Origin of the sequence: Alkanindiges illinoisensis DSM 15370 (genome assembly GCF_000619845.1) — a bacterium.
Lineage (GTDB): Bacteria > Pseudomonadota > Gammaproteobacteria > Pseudomonadales > Moraxellaceae > Alkanindiges > Alkanindiges illinoisensis.
In genome coordinates this window covers 1746238-1765932 of sequence record NZ_JHUX01000003.1, presented here as the reverse complement: position 1 = coordinate 1765932, position 19695 = coordinate 1746238, and the positions used below count along the sequence as shown (strand labels likewise).

The 19695-nt window shown below is 46.7% G+C and carries 22 protein-coding genes; 10 read left to right on the top strand and 12 right to left on the bottom strand.

The genetic code is table 11. The annotated features are described in order from the left end of the window. Genes Q337_RS18630 through Q337_RS0108775 form a run of 3 tightly spaced genes read right to left on the bottom strand, consistent with a single transcriptional unit; the run spans position 1 to position 1347 of the window. Positions 1-399: a hypothetical protein gene (locus Q337_RS18630; RefSeq protein WP_156935741.1), complete on the bottom strand. Its 399-nt coding sequence runs from the start codon at positions 397-399 to the stop codon at positions 1-3. Next, a complete protein-coding gene (locus Q337_RS0108780; protein WP_026471282.1) occupies positions 399-695 on the bottom strand; it encodes a YciI family protein in 297 nt (98 codons plus the stop codon). Before Q337_RS0108780 ends, Q337_RS18630 begins: the two co-directional genes overlap by 1 nt. A 31-nt stretch (positions 696-726) precedes the next feature. Beyond that, positions 727-1347: an inner membrane-spanning protein YciB gene (locus tag Q337_RS0108775; protein WP_026471281.1), complete on the bottom strand. Its 621-nt coding sequence runs from the start codon at positions 1345-1347 to the stop codon at positions 727-729. Positions 1348-1393: 46 nt separating this feature from the next. Here Q337_RS0108775 and Q337_RS0108770 point away from each other — a divergent pair, with 46 nt between their 5' ends. Continuing rightward, positions 1394-2242, top strand: a complete 849-nt coding sequence (locus tag Q337_RS0108770; RefSeq protein WP_026471280.1) for a PHP domain-containing protein — start codon at positions 1394-1396, stop codon at positions 2240-2242. A gap of 28 nt (positions 2243-2270) precedes the next feature. On the opposite strand, the gene Q337_RS0108765 is transcribed toward Q337_RS0108770, so the two are convergent. Together Q337_RS0108765 and radC are read right to left on the bottom strand one after the other, a co-directional pair. Beyond that, positions 2271-3176: a bestrophin family protein gene (locus Q337_RS0108765; protein WP_026471279.1), complete on the bottom strand. Its 906-nt coding sequence runs from the start codon at positions 3174-3176 to the stop codon at positions 2271-2273. Between the two features lie 21 nt (positions 3177-3197). After that, positions 3198-3878 carry a RadC family protein gene (radC, locus tag Q337_RS0108760; RefSeq protein WP_026471278.1) on the bottom strand — a complete coding sequence of 227 codons (681 nt, stop codon included), beginning with the start codon at positions 3876-3878 and terminating at the stop codon, positions 3198-3200. 268 nt (positions 3879-4146) lie between these two features. Here radC and coaBC point away from each other — a divergent pair, with 268 nt between their 5' ends. Both coaBC and Q337_RS0108750 read left to right on the top strand, forming a co-directional pair. After that, positions 4147-5400, top strand: a complete 1254-nt coding sequence (coaBC, locus tag Q337_RS0108755) for a bifunctional phosphopantothenoylcysteine decarboxylase/phosphopantothenate--cysteine ligase CoaBC (RefSeq protein ID WP_026471277.1) — start codon at positions 4147-4149, stop codon at positions 5398-5400. Positions 5401-5490: 90 nt separating this feature from the next. Continuing rightward, a complete protein-coding gene (locus tag Q337_RS0108750; RefSeq protein ID WP_084494766.1) occupies positions 5491-6081 on the top strand; it encodes a prolyl hydroxylase family protein in 591 nt (196 codons plus the stop codon). A 32-nt stretch (positions 6082-6113) separates the two neighbouring features. Here the strand turns inward: Q337_RS0108750 and Q337_RS0108745 are convergent, their stop codons facing one another. The 5 genes from Q337_RS0108745 to rsgA all read right to left on the bottom strand — a co-directional run bounded on the left by Q337_RS0108745 (position 6114) and on the right by rsgA (position 9534). Further along, complete coding sequence (locus Q337_RS0108745; RefSeq protein ID WP_051526684.1) at positions 6114-6914, bottom strand: YdcF family protein; 801 nt, start codon at positions 6912-6914, stop codon at positions 6114-6116. Positions 6915-7043: 129 nt separating this feature from the next. After that, positions 7044-7508, bottom strand: a complete 465-nt coding sequence (gene secB / locus Q337_RS0108740) for a protein-export chaperone SecB (protein WP_026471274.1) — start codon at positions 7506-7508, stop codon at positions 7044-7046. 61 nt (positions 7509-7569) lie between these two features. Beyond that, on the bottom strand, positions 7570-7839 hold the full coding sequence (gene grxC / locus Q337_RS0108735) for a glutaredoxin 3 (protein ID WP_026471273.1): 270 nt from the start codon (positions 7837-7839) through the stop codon (positions 7570-7572). Between the two features lie 66 nt (positions 7840-7905). After that, a complete protein-coding gene (locus Q337_RS0108730) occupies positions 7906-8313 on the bottom strand; it encodes a rhodanese-like domain-containing protein (RefSeq protein ID WP_026471272.1) in 408 nt (135 codons plus the stop codon). Between the two features lie 171 nt (positions 8314-8484). Beyond that, positions 8485-9534: a small ribosomal subunit biogenesis GTPase RsgA gene (gene rsgA, locus Q337_RS0108725; RefSeq protein WP_026471271.1), complete on the bottom strand. Its 1050-nt coding sequence runs from the start codon at positions 9532-9534 to the stop codon at positions 8485-8487. A gap of 635 nt (positions 9535-10169) precedes the next feature. Between rsgA and orn the strand changes: the two genes are divergently transcribed. From orn to Q337_RS0108700, 4 genes are all read left to right on the top strand, one after another. Beyond that, complete coding sequence (gene orn / locus Q337_RS0108715; RefSeq protein ID WP_407636757.1) at positions 10170-10718, top strand: oligoribonuclease; 549 nt, start codon at positions 10170-10172, stop codon at positions 10716-10718. 242 nt (positions 10719-10960) lie between these two features. After that, entirely contained in the window at positions 10961-12118 is a 1158-nt protein-coding gene (locus Q337_RS0108710; protein ID WP_026471268.1) for a GGDEF domain-containing protein, read from the top strand. 74 nt (positions 12119-12192) lie between these two features. Beyond that, positions 12193-12927 carry a Bax inhibitor-1/YccA family protein gene (locus tag Q337_RS0108705; RefSeq protein ID WP_026471267.1) on the top strand — a complete coding sequence of 245 codons (735 nt, stop codon included), beginning with the start codon at positions 12193-12195 and terminating at the stop codon, positions 12925-12927. Positions 12928-13082: 155 nt separating this feature from the next. Further along, positions 13083-13598 carry a hypothetical protein gene (locus Q337_RS0108700; protein ID WP_026471266.1) on the top strand — a complete coding sequence of 172 codons (516 nt, stop codon included), beginning with the start codon at positions 13083-13085 and terminating at the stop codon, positions 13596-13598. Positions 13599-13658: 60 nt separating this feature from the next. Here the strand turns inward: Q337_RS0108700 and Q337_RS0108695 are convergent, their stop codons facing one another. After that, entirely contained in the window at positions 13659-14309 is a 651-nt protein-coding gene (locus Q337_RS0108695; protein ID WP_026471265.1) for a glutathione S-transferase N-terminal domain-containing protein, read from the bottom strand. 305 nt (positions 14310-14614) lie between these two features. On the opposite strand from Q337_RS0108695, the gene Q337_RS0108690 reads away from it, so the two are divergent. Beyond that, the gene (locus Q337_RS0108690) at positions 14615-15385 is read left to right on the top strand and encodes an SDR family NAD(P)-dependent oxidoreductase (protein WP_034279268.1); all 771 of its coding nucleotides are present in this window, start codon (positions 14615-14617) and stop codon (positions 15383-15385) included. Then, positions 15385-16056 (top strand): SDR family oxidoreductase, encoded by a 672-nt coding sequence (locus Q337_RS0108685; RefSeq protein ID WP_034279267.1) that lies wholly within the window; start codon positions 15385-15387, stop codon positions 16054-16056. The genes Q337_RS0108690 and Q337_RS0108685 overlap by 1 nt, the downstream gene beginning before the upstream one ends. Before the next feature lie 92 nt (positions 16057-16148). Here Q337_RS0108685 and metG read toward each other — a convergent pair whose 3' ends face one another. Continuing rightward, positions 16149-18245 (bottom strand): methionine--tRNA ligase, encoded by a 2097-nt coding sequence (metG, locus tag Q337_RS0108680; protein WP_026471262.1) that lies wholly within the window; start codon positions 18243-18245, stop codon positions 16149-16151. A gap of 95 nt (positions 18246-18340) precedes the next feature. Here metG and apbC point away from each other — a divergent pair, with 95 nt between their 5' ends. Then, positions 18341-19618, top strand: coding sequence for an iron-sulfur cluster carrier protein ApbC (gene apbC / locus Q337_RS0108675; RefSeq protein ID WP_026471261.1), 1278 nt, complete (start codon positions 18341-18343; stop codon positions 19616-19618). The last annotated feature ends 77 nt before the right edge of the window (positions 19619-19695 follow it).

Sequence of the window (19695 nt, the reverse complement as noted above, 5' to 3'; positions counted from 1 at the left end):
TTACCAGCGACGGGTACGTTTGCTTAAAATATAGTTAGCCAGAATAAATCCAATAAACGCCCCAACGGCCAAAGTCACGGCCCCATACAAAAACATTTGCGCACTACGTTCACTTTGCAATACCTGCACTTGCACAGTGAGATTGTCATTCATCAGTTGCAGTTCCTGATTACGCGCTAGCGCATCCTGATTGGCCTGTTCCAGTTGAGCCAGCCGGGCAGTATTCTGCTGGATTTGCTGGTGCAATTGCTGGTTAATGACAATCCCGGTAGAGGTAGCAGTTTTTGTGCTCGCAGTTTTGGCACTGGCAACAGGAGCTGCGCAGGCCAGCGTGCTCAACAACATACCAGCCAGCAGCAGCCAGCCTGTTAAAATTACCTCAATTGTGCGTGGCAGCATTACGGCAGGGCCTTAATAAATGGCTTAACATCAATCTGGCTATACACACCTTCGATTAAGTAGGGTTCCTCGGCCAGCCATGCATCCAGACTGGCGCGATCCGGAAAATCCAGCACCAGCAGGCTGCCATAAAATCCCTGAGCGGTATCTTCTGCATTTTTTGGACAAGGCCCGGCCAAAATAACCCGGCCTTGTTCATTAAGGGCTTTTAAACGCTCCAGATGGCGTGGCCGAACTTCCATCCGTTTGGCCAGCTGGTCAGGGGCATCAGTGCAGTGAATAGCAAATAAAGGCATGCGGTTTCTCGGGATTTAAATAATGATGCGCTTAGCTTTCGTTGCTGGAAATCTTGATGTGTTTTCTCAGGATGACCATTTGGGCAATCAGGAAGCTAAACATGACAATTATATCGCCGAATGCGGTAAATTCGCCCCAGTATTTGCCATTAAAAAAGATAAAAGCAAAGAAAATATGCAGTGATGCCATGAAAAAGAAAAACAGCCCCCACGCCAGATTCAACTTTTTCCAGTTGCGGTCATCAAGTTCAAACACCGGGCCAAACAGGCGCTGAATGAGCGGCTTACGGTCTTTCATCAGCATTGGGCTAAGCAGGAAGCCAAAGCCAAACACCACGTTAATGATCACGGCTTTAAGGCGGATATAAAAATCATCACTGAGCATCAGGGTAATGCCGCCAAAGATCACTGTCATGCCCAGCACAAACCATTGCGATTTTTCCAGCCGGAACTTCTGGAACACCAGTAGTGCGCCATAAACCACCAGTGTGGAAATGAGCAGGGCACAGGTGGCCACCAGAATGTTGTTGTTATCGGGCGCACCACTACTGCCAACAAGCTGTAGCAAGGGATGGCTACGGTCTGCCGGATCGGTGGTTTTGTAGAAGTAAAAGAATATAATTAATGGAACATAGTCCAATAGGGCTTTCATGCTACAGTGTCAGCCAGGTCAAGTTAAAGTGCCGAAAGTATAGAATATGCAACGCATGGATTTACATACCCACAGCCATTTTTCTGATGGAACTTTGTCACCGGCAGCCCTGATTGAGCATGCTAGTTGCAGCCGTGTGGATATGCTGGCACTAACTGACCATGACACACTGGATGGACTGCCTGAAGCACGGCTGGCTGCTACAGAGCATGGTGTCACGCTGGTGGAAGGTGTGGAAATTTCCAGCCAGTGGCACAAGCCGAATAAAAAAAATTCGTTTGGTGTACATATTGTGGCGCTGGCCCCAAAAAATCTGGCACCGTTGCAGGAATTATTGGCCGAGCAGCAGCAGATTCGGGCTAACCGCGCTGTGCAAATTTGCCAGAAACTGGAAAAAGCAACCAAGACTGATCCGTGGCCTGAAGTGCTGGCACTGGCGGATGGCCGGGCAGAAGGCGTTACCCGCTCGCATATTGCCAGCTGGCTGGTGCAAAAGGGCATTGTGGCGCGGCAGCAACAGGCCTTTGACCAGTATTTAAAAGAAGGTAAAACGGCATTTGTGCCGCTGGCCTGGGCAGAGATGGATCATGTGCTAAACATCATTAATGCCAGTGGTGGGCAGGCTGTGCTGGCACATCCCACCCGTTATGGCTTATCGGCCACCCATATTCGGTATCTGGCAGGTTTGTTTAAAAGTCTGGGTGGACATGCCATGGAGTTACCATCAGCTGTTGAGCCACCCGCAACCCGCGCCATGATGGATTACCTGATTGCCCAGCATGACCTGGCGGTATCGGTTGCCAGTGATTTTCATGGCAGCAATATGCCGTGGCTGAAGCTGGGACAAGTGCCTGTGGTCAAGGAAAACCAGCGTGGTGTGTGGGAGCAGTTTTAGCTTGCCTGTTTCAGTGATCTATGATTGATCAGGTCAGCACATGATTGACGGGCTGTAGCGGTGTAGGAATATCGGCAGCATTTAAACCCGTTAAAATATCAATTTCCATGGTGCGCAGCAGGGCATCCAAGGGCAGGTCATTTTTTTCCAGTCCAAAAGGTTCTTCCAGTTCACTGCCCAGTGCATCCAGCCCAAAAAAAGTATAAGCCAGCAAACCCACAACAATTGGGGTAAAAAAGCCAAGACTATGCGCCAAACCAAACGGTAACAGCAAACAAAACAAATAAGCCGTGCGGTGTAACAGCAAGGAATATGCAAAAGGGAGCGGCGTTGACACAATTCGGTCACAGGCTGCCTGTACACCCGCACACTCTATTAAATGGCTGTTCAGTTGCACATAGCAAATGTCAGATAGCTCATCATTTTTCAAATTTTGCATTAAGACGTGATGTGCCAGCATTAGTGCATATTGCGGAGGATTGCTGTGCTGCTGGATTTCCTGATATTGGGCTGGACTAAGCCATTGTTGCACTGCGGTAGACAGCGGAATTTTGCGCAATCTGGCCAACAGTGCATAATTAAATACCAGTACATACTGCATCAGTTGCTGGCGTTGCGCAGCTGGCAACAGTTGGCTATTGCGGTCCAGATGTCGCACTTGGGCAATCAGGTTGCCCCACAGCTTGCGCGCTTCCCACCAGCGTTCATAACAGGCATTGTTGCGAAATACCAGAAAGATAGACAGGGTCAGGCCAATCAGGGAAAACGCTGCAATCGGCACATCAGCCAGTGCATGAATCGTCCAGTGATTGAGTAGCAGTAACAACGCAGACAAACCAATCACTGTTAAAAGTTGCGGCATGATTTGCGGCAATATCGAGCCTTGCATGGCCAGCAGCAGCCGGACTGAATTGGGACGTTCACGAACAATCATAGTGCCACAAACCTGTAAATTTTAACCCGGCATATCGCCCTGTTCAGCAAAGGATAACACCCTGTCCTGACCTACAATCACATGATCCACCAGCTTGACATCCAGTAGCTGGCAGGCATGGGCCAATTGCAGGGTAAGCTGATGGTCAGCATGGGAAGGGTCGGCAGGTGCATCGGGATGATTATGCGCCACAATCAGGTTCACTGCACGATGCGTAAGCGCCAGTCGCATGATTTCCCGAATATGCACACTGCACTGGGTAATTGAGCCATAAAAGATTTTTTCAAACTGAATCAGGCGCAACTGGCTGTCCAAGAACATGGCTGCAAATACCTCACGTGGTTCATGGCGTAATTGCTGCGAAAAATACTGTTTTACCAGTGCGGGTTCATCCAGTTGGTGATGCTGTTGCAACTGATGGCCAACATAGCGCCGACCCAGTTCCAGTGCTGCCATCAGGTGCGCGACCTTGGCTTCACCCATCCCATGACAGGCCAGCAGCTGCTCCTGACTGGCATTCAGCAGGTCAAACAGGCTGCCAAATTCGCCAATCATGCTGCGGGCCATTTCAATGGCAGAGGCACGTGCGCTTCCCGTGCGCAAAAAAATCGCCAGCAACTCTGCATCGGACAGTGCAGCAGAACCTTGCTTTAACAGTCGTTCACGCGGCCGTTCAGAGACAGGCCAGCATTTAATACTCATTATTGTTCCGTTTATTTGTGGTCATGATGGCTACAATGTTCTTGTCGTTCTGTTTATAAAAATCTTTGATTTCTGGTTGTCACAGGTTTTAAAGCGTTGCCATTTTAATATGAATGTCTGGTTTGGAGCCAAGGTTTTATTTGGGTAAAAAACACTTTAGTGCTATTGTGTGCGCCATGTTGCAGGTGCGAAACAACAGGTACGGGAAAACAGCATGAGCACGACATCAAGCCAAGACAATATAAATCAAGATGGTACAAATCCGGATATGGATCAGGCTGGCCAGCAGGCTGGTCGCATTGTATTGGGCGTTACTGGCGGTATTGCAGCCTACAAAAGCGCCATACTGGTACGCCGTCTGAAAGATGCCGGGTTTGATGTGCGTGTGGTGATGACGCAGGGCGCGCTGGCATTTATTACCCCACTGACTTTTCAGGCGTTGTCCGGCAATCCGGTACATACCACCTTGCTTGATCCGGCTGCCGAGGCAGGCATGGGCCATATTGAACTGGCACGCTGGGCCGACCTGATTCTGATTGCACCTGCCAGCGCCAATACGGTTGCACGGCTGGCGGCTGGGTTGTCTGATGACTTATTGACAACTATAGTGCTGGCCAGCAAGGCTCCAGTCTGGCTGGCGCCCGCCATGAACCAGCAAATGTGGGCAAATGCACTGACCCAGCGTAACCTACAAACCCTGACTGATTATGGCATGCAGGTGATTCAGCCTGATGCTGGCGAGCAGGCCTGTGGTGATGTGGGATTGGGCCGTATGCCAGAACCTGAGGCACTGGCGATACAAGTGGCCAACTATTTTCAACAGCTTGCCCAGCCAGCACACCATCAGCCAAAAATTCTGGCAGGGCAGCATGTGGTGATTACTGCCGGGCCAACCCGGGAAGCGATTGACCCGGTACGTTATGTCAGCAATCACAGTACCGGCAAAATGGGCTTTGCCCTGGCGGAAGCCTGCCGTGATGCAGGTGCCAAGGTTACCCTGATTGCAGGCCCGGTCACTTTGCCAACGCCGCAGGGAATTGAACGCATTGACATTGGTTCGGCACAGGAATTATTGGCCGTGTGCTTAAAAGTGGTGAATCAGGGCTGTGATATTTTTATTGCAACCGCTGCTGTGGCTGATTATCGCGCCGCCGAAGTTTCACCGCAAAAAATTAAGAAAGCCGGTGAACAGCTCACTATTCAACTGGTCAAAAACCCGGATATTGTGGCCACAGTTGCCCAGCAGGAAAAACGTCCGTTTATGGTGGGTTTTGCGGCAGAAACCCAGCACATGGAACAATATGCCAGTAGCAAACTGGTGAGCAAAAAGCTGGACATGATTGCAGTGAATGATGTGTCCCGTTCGGATATTGGCTTTGGCAGCGACCACAATGCCATGACCGTGTTTTTTGCGGAAAACTATCACTTGGTGCAGCAGCATCTGGACAAGGCGTCCAAAGCGCAGATTGCATGGCAACTGGTGGAATGTATTTCCAAGGCGCAGAATAAGGTCAAGGAATAGATTCACAGTGCTATCAGTGCTTATTTCTTGAGTAGATGAGTTACATATTTTAGAAAAAATTTAAAACCAGCAGTAATTTAGAGTTATCACATGAAAATAATAACCTATCAGCAAGATCCACTCATTATGACTGTGGATAACGTTTTTACACCTGAAGAGTGTAAAAATTTGATTGAGTTTAGCCATCGTCATGAATATGACTTGGCAACTATCACACTTAGTCGTACACAATCTGAATTAAGGCAGGAAGTGCGTAATAATCAGCGCGTAATTTATGATGATGTCGATTTCGCTGAAAAAATATTTAACAAAGTTAAAAGCTTCTTACCGCCTTCGTTAAATGGATGGCAATTACATGGTTTAAATGAACGATTCAGATTTTATTTGTATGAAGCAGGCCAGACATTTAAACCGCATTATGACGCTTCTTATGAAGTGAATGATTGGTATAGCAGCCAGTTAACTTTATTAATTTATTTAAATGAAAGTTATTCAGGTGGCGAAACGATTTTCTATCGTGACAGCGGCATGCTTAAACCCTGTTCAGAAACTCAGGTTGCATCCATCGCTCCAAAAGTTGGACAGTTACTAATTTTTAAACATCAACAGTTGCATGAAGGTGCTCCAGTCGTAACAGGGCAAAAATATGTCCTTCGTACAGATGTTATGTATCAGCACTAGGCAATTAAAAATTAATTTATCCACAATATAAATTAGTATTCATTCAGCACCCAGCCACTTAAAAAAGCAAAATACTCACGCAGCCAGGCGTTATAGCGCATGAATAATGGCGTTGGTGCGCTAATCATGGTCACCTGCTGATAACCCTGTTTTCTGGCAATCGCTGCTGCCCGAATGGTATGAAAGTCACTGGTAACAATAGCCACCGGATCAGTCAGACTGACCTGATGCTGCGCCAGTATGCCTTTGCTGTTTTTCAGGTTGAGTTCGGTACTGGTGCTTTGATCTTCCAGCACCATGTGTGACGAAGGAATCGCATAATGCTGGTGGAGATAACGTGCCATAATCACAGCTTCAGCTTCCCGTTCGCCAAAATCAAGCCCGCCACTTAAGATGAGTAATGCCTGCGGTGAAGTTTTCGCTACCGGCACAGCAGCATCAAGGCGCTTGGCCAAAGCTGCGGATGGCTTGCCGTTTTCAACGCCGCTACCCAGAACAATGATTACTTTAACAGGAGTGCTTTCAATGGTGTGGGTGATGTTTTGCTGAATCGTCAAGGCAAACCAGCCCAGACTCACACACCAGAGTGCAAACAGGGACCAGCCAGTTTTCCAGAGTCGTTTGATGTAAATGTGTTGATTGAGCCATCGATGGATTTTATGCCATCCAATAGCGTAAATGATAAAAACGGTGCCAATGAGCAAGGGCAAGACAATACCAATGTGCACTTTTTTCTGAATGAGTAAATACAAGCTGTCCAGAAGTAAAACTAAGCCTAGGATCAGCAATAAAAATCTTGGTATGAAACTAATGAGTGAACGATAAGGAATCATAATTTTTTTAAGGCAGCTTTTTTTGGATTGTTAGTAAGCATCTATAGTAATAAGTTCGGGATAGCCATAAAGCTGGCTGGTATAAAAAAGCCACAGCAAAACTGTGGCTTTTAACAGCGCTAAACGAAATTAGGCATTGCCAGTAGCAGCTTGCTGTTGTTCCTGCTGGGCACGCGCCAGATTTTCAGCAAAGGCAGCATCAAAGTTGATCGGTGCCAGCAGCAGTTGCGGGAAGCTGCCTTTGGTCACGATGTCATTGATGGCTTCACGTGCAAAAGGAAACAAAATGCTTGGGCAATAAGCACCCAACAGTTGCGGTAATTGTTCCTGATCAATATTTTCCATCAGGAAAATGCCGGCTTGCTGAACTTCGGCAATAAACGCGGTTTCCTGCTGGTTTTCAGCGCTGACGGTTACTTTTAATACCACTTCATAATGAGTGGTATCAATTTGCTCAGCGCTAGAGGACAGGTTGATATTTAACTCAGGCTGCCATTCTTTGGTAAATACTTTAGCGCTGGGTACTTCAAATGAAAGATCCTTGGCGTAAATACGCTCCAGTGCCAGTTGTGGTTGAGCTTGTTGTTCACTCATAAACATGTCCCTAATCTAATGTCGTTAAACGTGTTGCAGTAAAAAAATCGGTCTAGGCCGATTAGCCATTATTGGCGTTAAGCAATTCGTCCAGCTTGCCCTGTTTATCCAGTGCGTATAGCTGATCGAAACCCCCAATAAACTGATCATTAATAAAAATTTGCGGTACAGTACGATGCTTGGTGCGTGCCATCAGTTCGGAACGTACTTCGCTGGGTTCCTTGTTCAGGTCAATTTCTTCATACGCAATATTCTTGCGTTGCAATAACTGTTTTGCACGGACACAGTACGGACAAACTGTTGTGGTATAAACAAGAACATTGGCACTCATGATCGTACTCCAGTCAATTTCTACTTGATTTCTATTCTGTCAAAAACAGCAGTCCGTTAAAAACGGCTAGCGTGCCTTAACAAGCGGTAAGCCCTGCGCTTTCCAGTTAGCGATGCCACCGTCCAAACGATAGCATTTGGTATTGGCAATCATTTGTACAGCAGAACCTGCGACCTGACCCATGTTGCAAATCATGACAATTGGACGATCACTCTCGCGCAGCTCTTCAACATGGTTTTTAAGCTGGCTGAATGGAATATTACGGCTTCCACTAATGTGTCCGGCCTTAAAGTCCTTTGCATCACGCAGGTCGATTAATAAAGCATTTTCACGCTGAATTAAAACGCCAAGGGACTGAGGAGATATCTTGTGGCCGCTACGACGGTTTTCAAGGATAAAAAACAAAACAATCAACACCCCCAGAATTCCAAACAGGAAGGGATGATTTTGCATAAACTCTAGCCAGCGTTCCACAGTGCACCTGATCACATCTAAAATTGCACACAGTATACCGATAATCTGCTGCTTTTTTGCAGGGTTTTATATGATTGCTTTGTTTTAAGCCAGCCATAGGAACATAGCCCTAGTCCTAAAAATAGGGCGCTATGTTTAAATCATAGAATCAGTAAGGATGTTTCAGACACTTTAACTGTCATTCTCGCGGACTTCGGCTTCCAGCCGGTTCAGGCTTTTAAGGCGACGTTCCAGAATTTCGCCGCGCTCGCTGGCGGCCAGCAAGGCACAGCCAGGTTCCTGCCGATGCATGCAGTTGCGGAACTTGCAGGTGCCATAATAATCCTGCATTTCAACAAAACCAGCCCGGATGGCATCGACATCAAGATGCCATACACCAAATTCACGAATGCCCGGCGAGTCAATCAGTGCGCCACCGTCCGGCAGGGGAATCAGTTTGGTGGTGGTGGTAGTATGCTGACCCAGTGCTGAGTTTTCAGAAATAATATTGGTTTTTTGCAGGGCATTGGGTGCCAGCACATTAATCAGTGAGCTTTTACCCACGCCGGACTGTCCCACGAACACCACAGTCTGCTGTGCCAATCGGGCTTTCAGGTTTTCCAGCCCCTCGTGTTTATTGGTGAGCATGGTTTCATAACCCAGTGCCTGATATTCCTTCAGCAATTGATACAGCTCGTCATTCTCCTGAAGCAGGTCAGATTTGTTGAGCACCAGCAGCGGCCTGATCCCGGCCTGTTCACACGCCACCAGATATCGGTCAATCAGCAGCGGTGAGGGTACTGGGAGCGGGGCAAATACAATCACAATCAGACTAACGTTGGCGGCAACCGGTTTTACCTTGTGATAGCGATCCGGACGGGTTAGCAGGGAAGACCGCGGATGCATGGCATTAATGACACCCAGCCCTGTATTGCTATCGGCCTGCCAGCGTACCCGGTCACCAGTGACCAGCAACTCCAGATTGGTGCGGGTGTGACAGCGCCAGACTTCACCTTCTATTACAGGACGCCAGAACGGTTCAGGTTCACCATCCTTAACTATAGGAGGGCTTTGCTGTTCAGGAACTGACAATGCCTGAACTTCAAGCTGGCGGCCATAATGCGCCACGACCAGTCCTTCAAGCTGCTGACTGTCATCAATATCATGCTGGCGGCGTTCCTGCTGTGCCTGCATGCGGCGTTCCTGTTGTTCAGTCAGGCGACGTTTGCGGATTAAAGCCATAAGCCTAAAAAAGCTCCATAACGAGGGTCAGTCCCATTTTTGGGTGCATAGGAAAGTTGCAGTGGAAAACTGCCTGTTAGTATACGGTCTAATTAATAAGGCAGGTAAATAGTTTTATCAGTGTAAAAAGTGAAAGAGGGTACGTAGTTGAATCAGCCTGTTTTTAAATTTTTGTTGTCAAAGCTGATTTTAATGAGAAAACAAAGTGCGCTTAAACTAAAAACCCCGCACCTTTCGATGCGGGGTTCCTTCAATTGCCCACTGCTAAGAGCAGGCAACAGAACAGGGACCATTAATATAGCGGAAAATACTAACCTGAGAAGCAGCAGGGAATGACTGGACAGTTTGTCAACAGCAGCATAGAAGGACTTGACGTTTTTAAAATATCAATTTTATATAAAAATATAATAGTTTTCAGTATAGCTGATCCTGATTGCAAGCAATTGGCTCAAAACTTCATTTTAAAAGTCAGTTTGGTCAATAAGTGCACATGCAAAGCTATGCTTTATGACAAACAGTCATCGCTAACTTTCCTGAGCCATTAAAATTGTTGTGAATTTTTTTTATTCATGTAGCAAGACCTGTGAGTTTGCTAATATAACTCTTTTAGCATAAGACTTGTGGATGCAACACTGATGAGTAGCAGCGATCAACGCTTGATATGGATTGATTTGGAAATGACCGGTCTGGATACCGACCGTGATCATATTATTGAAATTGCTACCATTGTGACTGATGAGCATTTGAATATTCTGGCCGAAGGCCCGGTGCTAACAGTGCATCAGAGTGATCAGGTGCTTAATGCCATGGATGAATGGAATACGCGCCAGCATGGTCAGTCCGGCCTGATTGAGCGGGTGCGCCGCAGTACCTTAACCAGTCAGGATGCGGAAGCACAAACCATTGCCTTTTTAAAAAAATGGGTAGACCCCAAAAAATCACCGATGTGTGGTAATTCCATTTGTCAGGATCGCCGCTTTATGCACCGTGAAATGCCGGCACTTGAGCAGTATTTCCATTATCGCAATCTGGATGTGTCGTCGGTTAAGGAGCTGGCACGTCGCTGGCGTCCCGAGATTATGTCTGGCCTGAAAAAGCAGGCAACCCATCTGGCGCTGGATGATATTCGTGATTCGATTCGCGAACTCAAGTATTACCGTGAATACTTTTTTAGAATCAATTAATACTGCAAACTCAATTTATCAATAAAAATAAGCAGATAGCATATTGGCATTTTGTTGTATGTTATCTGACTTTTATCACAGTTTGTTGTAAGAGTAATGATTTAGTAGACAAAATTTTCTGAGAACGCTATTGTCAAGGCTACAAGGAAGTAGCGGTTAATTTTATGCCAGTTCAACTGTAATATAAAAACAGCCTGGCAAGTTTAACCATTCAGTTGTCCCACGCAAATGAGGACAGTGTTATGGGGTTTAACAATAGCATTGTAAGGTATTTTGACGATGTGCTGGATTGGACGCCGGTACGCAAGTCACTGCTGGTTTTGGTCATTTTGATCGTTATTTTGGTGCACTACTGGGTTTTTCAGGTGTACCAGATGTACTTTCCCAGCAAATATATTAACTATAAGGTGTTAACCACCCTGCAATGGGGCTTGCCGTTCCTGATTTTTCTGACAGGCTTACTGGTATATGTGGGCAAGCAGGTACAGGACAAGGAGTGGGCACAGCAATTATTTGCCTGCATTAGTACATTTTATTATTCAATTTCGCTGGTGATTCTGGGCTACACCATTGGTCTGTCCAATATTACTACCGGACTGGTGATGGCAGGCGCACCGCTGTTTGGCTTTGTGCTATTCCAGCGTCATATTGTTTATGCAGCATTTGGCACGGCAGCGGTATTGATTATTGTGCTGTCGGCATTAAGTGCCTATGGCCATATTCCCTACGGTCCCTTATTCAAGCCTGAGTTTTTTTATGCTTTTAAGGCACGGCCGTTTTACCTGTTGTGCATGATTTATTTTGCCTTGCCGCATTTTATTACCATTTTCGGCTTTTGTGATTTGTTCTTTATTCGCTGGCGGCAGCGTGAGCGCAATATTCACCATATCAGCATTACGGACAGCCTGACCAATTTGTATAACCGGCGTGCCATTACCCATTGTCTGGAAAATGCACTGGCACAAAACGCCGAGCTGGTGTATCCCGTTTCTGTGGTACTGCTGGATGTTGATTTTTTCAAGAAAATTAATGATGCGCATGGTCACTTAATTGGCGATAAAGCCTTGCAGGTGGTGGCTGCTACCCTGCAAAGTACATTACGCAAAGCCGATCAGGTGGGGCGCTATGGCGGTGAGGAATTCCTGATTGTGTTAAGCCAGACTGAGCTAGAGCAGGCGGTAATTATTGCAGAGCGTTGTCGGGTAGCGATCAGCAATGCCTATGTGAGTGATGAACAAGACCAGCGCTTGCAGGTAACGGCCAGTTTTGGGGTGAGTTGCAGCGAACAGTGTGGTTATCAGTTGGACAAAATTGTGCGCCAGGCTGATAAATATCTGTATGAAGCCAAGCATCAGGGTCGTAACCAGGTGGTTTCAATTTTAAATACAATTCGCACCTAACTCTTCATATAATGGTGATAAAGACATGCTGTAATCTGTCTAATCTGTAGTGCAACCCAATAAAGAGAAAGAAGATGCAAAGTAATAATCCAATGTTTAAAAAGGTCGGGTTTGAGGCGACCTATACTGAGCCGATGACGGTATCCGGGGCGGTCAATAAAGCGGTACTGATGACTGGTGTGGCCACTGCCATTGCTTTGGTGTTTTATTTTTACTGCCTGAATCTGGGCTATATCAATAGTCCGGCCATGCTGGGTGCAGTGGTTGGTGCAATTGGTGGGTTTGTTCTGGCGCTGATTATGACTTTTAAACCACATACCAGCAGCAGTCTGGCTTTGCCGTATGCGGTGCTGGAAGGCCTGTTTCTGGGCGGTATTTCAGCTGCTTATGAATACCGCTATCCGGGTTTGCCGCTGATTGCCGTGGCTGCAACCTTTGTTACCACATTTGGCCTGTTAGGGCTGTATAAAGCTAAAATTATTCAGGCTACTGAAAAATTCAAGGCAGTAGTGCTGTCTGCAACCCTTGCCATTCTGATCTTGTATCTGGTGCAATGGGTCATGGTGCTGGCATTTGGCAATAGCATTCCTTTCCTGTTTGAAAATGGCATGATTGGCTTAGGCTTTGCGGCATTTGTGGCAGTTATTGCCTCATTAAACCTGATTCTGGATTTTGATCTGGTTGAGCGTTCTGCTGAATATCATGCGCCTAAATATATGGAATGGTTTTGTGGTGTTGCGCTACTGGCCACCCTGGTCTGGATGTATATTTCATTCCTGCGCCTCTTGGGTATTATCCGTTCCAACTAAAACACAGTCGCGTTATATCAAGCCTCAGGACAGAAATGTTTTGAGGCTTTTTCATTGGGCCAGCCTTAAATGTGCGACAATGGCTTATTCTGACCGTATTTATTCTGTTGAGCTTCTCGTACTTAACAAAAACGGGGGCGAGGAAAACCAAGCGTATGACATCTGACTTATCCAGCAACTCACCCGAGCAGGCCATCACTTATTTAAATAGCTTAAAGCAAACCGCGCTGGATGAAGAGGCATATGCCTTTATTCGCAAAACCTTGACTAAGTCCAATGAAGCCAGCACTTATACGCAGGCGTTTAGTCTTTTATACCAGCGTTATGAAGAAATGCTACAGCAAGCTACTATTGCAGCGTTTGGCTTAAATGACTTTCAGGCCAAGAAAATACTCTACAAGAAAGACCGGATTCGCCTGTTTAAAAAACATGGTATTGATTTTAATGCACTGGCGGGTGCTGATGCGATGAATACCCTGTCGCTGATTGTGAACGCTTCCCACTATGAGGGCTTGGTCACTGAAGCACTGGCCGATAAATTTCCATACTGGAAGGAAGGCTTTGCTATGGTACAACTGGATCAGGCCTATAAAAAACTGGTGCCACAGTGTATTGAGCACCAGCAAGCATTACTGGATGCCTTAATTAATGTGCTACAAGCGCAGCACTGAACAGGCTATCGTTTTAATTACCCGCAGCACTAAAGCTTAGCTGCGGGACAGTGATGCAGCTTAGGCCATCACGTTATCTTTTTGCGCTAGGGCACGTTGTACCGCAGGACGGGCTTTTAGGCGCTCAATCCATTGATTCACATGTGGATATTCAGCAATACTAATGTCTTGCCATTCCCAGCTTAAGGCCCAGCCAATCATGGCCATGTCAGCAATCGAATATTCACCTGCCACATAGTCACGGTCTGCCAGACGCTTGTTCAGCACACCATACAGCCGTTTGGTTTCATCCACATAACGATTAATGGCATAGGGAATTTTTTCCGGCGCAAATCGGTTAAAGTGATGGTTTTGTCCCAGCATCGGGCCAAAGCCACCCATTTGCCACATCAGCCATTGTTCAACTTCAATCCGCTGACGTTCATCCTGCGGATAAAATAAACCCGTTTTACGTCCCAGATACTGCAAGATTGCGCCGGATTCAAAAATTGAAACTGGCTGGCCATCCGGGCCATTGGGATCAATAATGGCGGGCATGCGGTTGTTGGGCGAAATGTCCAAGAACGCTGGCTTAAACTGATCACCCTTGCGAATATCCACCAGTTGAATGTCGTATGGAAGCTGCATTTCTTCCAGTGCAATGGTGATTTTATGGCCATTCGGAGTAGGAAAATAAAAAAGCTGGATGGGAGCTTGTGTGCCTGTTGTCATATTGGAACCAAAGTATTTGCTATCAAGAAAGATATAACGCGTCGCTTTTTGAATATCAAGTTTAATCGCGTATGCCTAAAAGTTAGTTTTTCCACCAACATCGTTTTATCTGCGTTGATCAGACAAATTAACCAAGGTCTGGCAACAATAAATGTTCTTTATTAAAAAATTCTGCTATAAGTTCCTTTTTGGAACCAATGCATTAATAAACAGATTTGTTTTATTTATAGCCTTGTTGAGAGCATTAAAGCTGTACAGCAGAAATGTTTAAGCCGGTCAGACGTGGCAGTATGGATAAATAAGTGATGAATACTAAAGATTTAACATCACCAGTGATTCGCCAGCGTTGTGCGGTGGTCATTGGTGTAGGCGCATCTCAGGGAATTGGTGCGGCAGTCTGCCGTCGTATAGGCCGCGAAGGTCTGCTGGTGTATGTAGTAGGGCGTACACTGGAAAAACTGGACAGGGTGGTTGCTGAAATTCAGCAGGCTGGTGGACAGGCAGAAAGTTATATTCTGGATGCTACCAAGGCCAGTCAGGTAGAAGCATTATTTAGCCATATTAACGCACGCCAGCAGGCTATTGATCTGGTAGTCCACAATGTGGGCAGTAATATGCCATCGCGGTTTTTAAAAAGTAGCCTGCGCTTTTTTGACAGCATGTGGCGTTTGACATTTTTATCAGGCTTTCTGGTGGGTCAGCAAGCGGTTAAAACCATGCAACAGCAGGGATACGGAACCATTATTTTTACCGGTGCCAGTGCTTCAGTTCGTGGCAAGCCTTATTTTGCAGCATTTACTACAGGCAAGGCTGCATTAAGAGCCTATGCCCAAGGTCTGGCAAAGGAATTAAATCCGCAAAATATTCATATTGCGCATGTGGTGGTTGATGGCATGGTGGATGGAGAACGTATTAATAAAGCTGTGTTTGGTCTGGGGCGCATACTGCGTAAAACGCGAGGCTCTGGCGGCTTAGATATTGAAGCCATTGCAGAAAACTACTGGATGCTACATCAGCAGGCTAAACCTTTATGGACGCATGAGCTGGATTTACGGCCTTATAGTGAGAAGTTTTAATGAATATTTTCAAAAGAAAAAAATCATCACAACAGGGTTGTATCGTGGTTATCGGTAGTGGTGTCGAGGCCTTATCTCAGGCATTGCTGCTGCAGGCACAAAGTCAAAAATTGGCACTGTATCAGGTGCGTCATAGTCAGCAAGACAATACGCTGCAATTTGAGGCGCTAGATCAACTCACCGATGTGAAAGCTAACTTGATTGATTCTAAAGCCGTGGCACATTTATTTAAAAAAATTAAACAGGCTGGCCATGTGGTTGAGCTGGTGGTATTCCAGCCTGCGCCACCTCTTGAAATGGCAAGCACTGATCTAACTTCGGAAGACATGCAACAACGCTGGCAGCACACGGGTTTAAGTGCCATTAATATTGCGCAACATGCCATTAAACCCATGCTGCCGCGTCAGCGGGGAAAATTTATTATACTCGGTTCAATGCATGCCAGTGCACCAGACTCAGGCTGGCTGGCAGATGGCGCAGTGCACGCCGGTAACCGGGCTTTACTGCAATCACTGGCCCGGGAGTTTCAGCCGCAGGGAATCCAGTGTTGCTATGTCACATTATCAGGCTGGAGCACTGAAAACAGGCAAACTGCACAAGCCATTGCACAAACCTGCTGGCACATTTATCAGCAACCCCGTTCAGCGTGGAGTCAGGAATTAAGTGTATGAAAATAACTGCCATTCTAATAGGTTGATGTCAGCCTGATTTATAAAAAAGGGCTGATGAATTCAGCCCTTTTAATTAGCGATTTATTCAGGCATTAACTGACCTTGTCACCCGGCTTGGCACCAGAATCCGGTGATAAGAGGAAAATGCCTTCGCCATTGCCTGCGGCCAGCACCATGCCATTGGAAATCCCAAAACGCATTTTACGCGGGGCCAGATTAGCCACCAACACGGTTAAACGGCCCACAAGGCTTTCTGCTTCATACGCGCCGCGAATTCCACTAAATACATTGCGTGGTTCTGCTTCACCGACATCCAGCGTCAGTTGCAATAGTTTGTCCGAACCTTCTACCGTTTGCGCATTGAGGATTTTGGCAACCCGCAAGTCTACCTTTAAAAAGTCATCAATCTTGATACTGTCACTGGCCGCTGTATCAGGTTTGTTGGTAGTCGTTTTACCGTCTTGCTTGGTAGATGCTGGTTTGGCAGCTTTAGGCGGTGTAACTGGTGCAGCTGTGCTGGTTAATGATTCTTTGGATGCTTCCACCATCAGCTCTACTTTGGCTTTATCTACCCGTTGCATCAGCGGCTGGAAGGTATACACCTCATGATCCAGCAAAACCTGCTGACGCGAGGCAAAATCCATGCTGTCCAGTTTAAAGAACAGTTGCACCTGTTTGGCAAGAGTAGGCAAGACTGGTGCCAGATAGACCACCAGCTGGCGGAACAGGTTAAGGCCGACGGAACAGACATCCTGTACTTCAGTGTACATGCCATCCATTTTGGCCAGTGCCCAGGGTTTTTTCTCGTCAATGTACTGGTTGGCTTTGTCAGCAAGACTCATAATGTCACGAATAGCCGTGCTGAATTCGCGTGCTTCATAAGCCTTGCCAATTGATTCACCGGCATCAATAAAGCTTTGCACCAGCTCAGGTTCACTGCACAGTGCGGACATTTTATTGTTGTATTTGGTGTTAATAAACTTGGCACAGCGGCTGGCAATGTTCACCACTTTACCCACCAGATCACTGTTTACCTTTAAAATAAAGTCATCAAGGTTCAGGTCGCTGTCTTCCACTTTATCCGACAGCTTGTTGGCAAAATAATAGCGCAGGTATTCTGGGTTCAAATGCTCCAGGTAGGTTTCAGCCTTGATAAATGTACCGCGTGACTTGCTCATCTTCTGGCCGTTTACCGTCAAAAAGCCATTCACAAAAATACCCGTTGGTGTGCGATAGCCAGCACCTTCCAGCATGGCTGGCCAGAACAGGGCATGAAAATACACAATATCTTTGCCGATAAAGTGATACAGCTCAGCCGTACTATCCTTGCCCCAGTAATCCATAAAGGTCAGGCCAGCCTGTTTCCCGGCATGCGTGCTGACATAGTTCTCAAAGCTGGACATATAGCCAATTGGCGCATCCACCCAGACATAAAAATACTTGCCTGGCGCATCCGGAATTTCAAAGCCAAAATATGGCGCATCGCGCGAGATATCCCAATCATTTAAACCGGCTTCAAACCACTCATTCAGCTTGTTGGCAATACTTACTGGCAAGCGATTTGGCGTGCGGGTCCAGTCCTGCAAATACTGCTCAAAATCGGGCAGTTTAAAAAAGTAATGAATCGATTCTTTTTCAATTGGTGTGGCGCCACTCAACGTGGAATAGGGGTTTTTAAGCTCGGTGGCATTATAGGTGGTACCACACACTTCACAGGAATCACCATATTGATCCGGCGCACTACATTTGGGGCATTCACCCTTAATAAAACGATCAGCCAGAAATAAGCCTTTTTCCGGGTCAAACAGTTGCTTGACCGGACGGGTGCTGATATGACCCGCATCACGGTTTTTAATATAAATTTCCTGTGAGCGCTGGCGGTTTTCTTCACTGTGCGTGGAATGATAGTGATCAAAACTGATATCAAAGCCAGCAAAATCCCGTTCGTGTTCACGCTGTACCTGTGCAATTTGCTGCTCTGGCGTCACGCCATTGGCCTCGGCTTTAAGCATAATTGCAGTGCCATGGGCATCATCCGCACAGACATAAGTTACCTGATGGCCCATGGCGCGCATTGCACGTACCCAGATATCAGCCTGAATATAGCCTAATAAATGGCCTAAATGGATGGGACCATTGGCATAGGGAAGCGCATTCGTGACTAAAATGCGACGTACAGAATATGGCACGGGCTTATACTCTCTTGGTAGTCTTATGATAGCGGTTAATATAACATGCTTCACCGCTAAAATTGCCCGCTGTTGACCTGTTTGGAGTTGTCGTTATGTCGTGGTTTAAACCTTTTAAAATGGAATTTGCGCCATTTGCTGAGTTCGGAAATCCGCAGATTGATGAAATCCTCAAAAACCATTACTTACCGAATACCCAGCATACTGTTCTATCGCTAGTTACCCAGCGCCAGCAGCAAAATGATGTGCTGGGCTTAACGCTTAAGCTGCCAGCGGGTTATCAGGTCACCTCAGAAGCTGACTTTGAACAGTTACATAACAGTCTGGCAAGTGATCTGGAAAAAGCTGGCATTCGCGAGCTTAACCTGCATTTTGTGACGCAAAAGGCCAGTGGAAGTCAACAACAGCAAAGCCAGGTTAATTTACCCCCAGTGACTAATGCACAAGCCCAATCTGCTGTTCAACGTCAAACAGCACACGCTGAAGCAGGCCGCAGTGAAGCCGTACAGCGAGAAGATCAACTCACCGCAAAGCGTCCGGCACCACCCACCCAAAGCCAGCTACAAGCCCATCCACGCATTAAACACGTGATTGTGGTGGCGTCAGGTAAAGGCGGTGTAGGCAAGTCCACCACGACGGTGAACCTGGCATTAGCCTTGCAGCAAACGGGTGCCAAAGTCGGCGTGCTGGATGCTGATATTTATGGCCCAAGCGTCCCAACCATGCTGGGCACAGCAGGCAAAACCCCGCTGATAGAAAACGAGCAGTTTATTCCATTAGAAGCGTTTGGCATGGCGGTGTTGTCCATTGGCAACTTAACGGGTGACGACAACACTCCTGTTGTTTGGCGCGGCCCCAAAGCAACAGGCGCACTAATGCAACTGTTTAACCAGACAGCATGGCCTGATCTGGATTACCTGCTGATTGATATGCCACCGGGCACAGGTGACATTCAACTCACACTGGCGCAACGTATTCCAGTAACGGGTGCTGTAATTGTCACCACACCGCAGCATGTGGCGTTAATGGATGCGCAAAAAGGGATTGAACTATTTAATAAAGTCAATATTCCAGTGCTGGGCGTGGTGGAAAATATGTCCACGCATGTGTGTTCCAATTGTGGCCATACTGATGAAATCTTTGGTACAGGCGGCGGTGATAAATTAAGTGCTGCCTATCAGGTGCCCTTATTGGGTCGTTTGCCGCTTAACGCCAGTATTCGCCAGAATGCAGATCGGGGCACGCCCAGCGTGATTGCAAAAGACAGTGCCAATGATAACGTTGCCAGTCACTATAAAGACATTGCGCTGGCCATGCTGGTGCAACTAGCTAAAATTCCCAGTCGCGAGCGAGATAGTAACCGCATTTTTTAATGAATCGCTTGGGCAGGAATTTTTAACCCACCACTTTTTTGCAGGCTGCTTTTTAAGGTAAAGTAGCCGCAATTTTT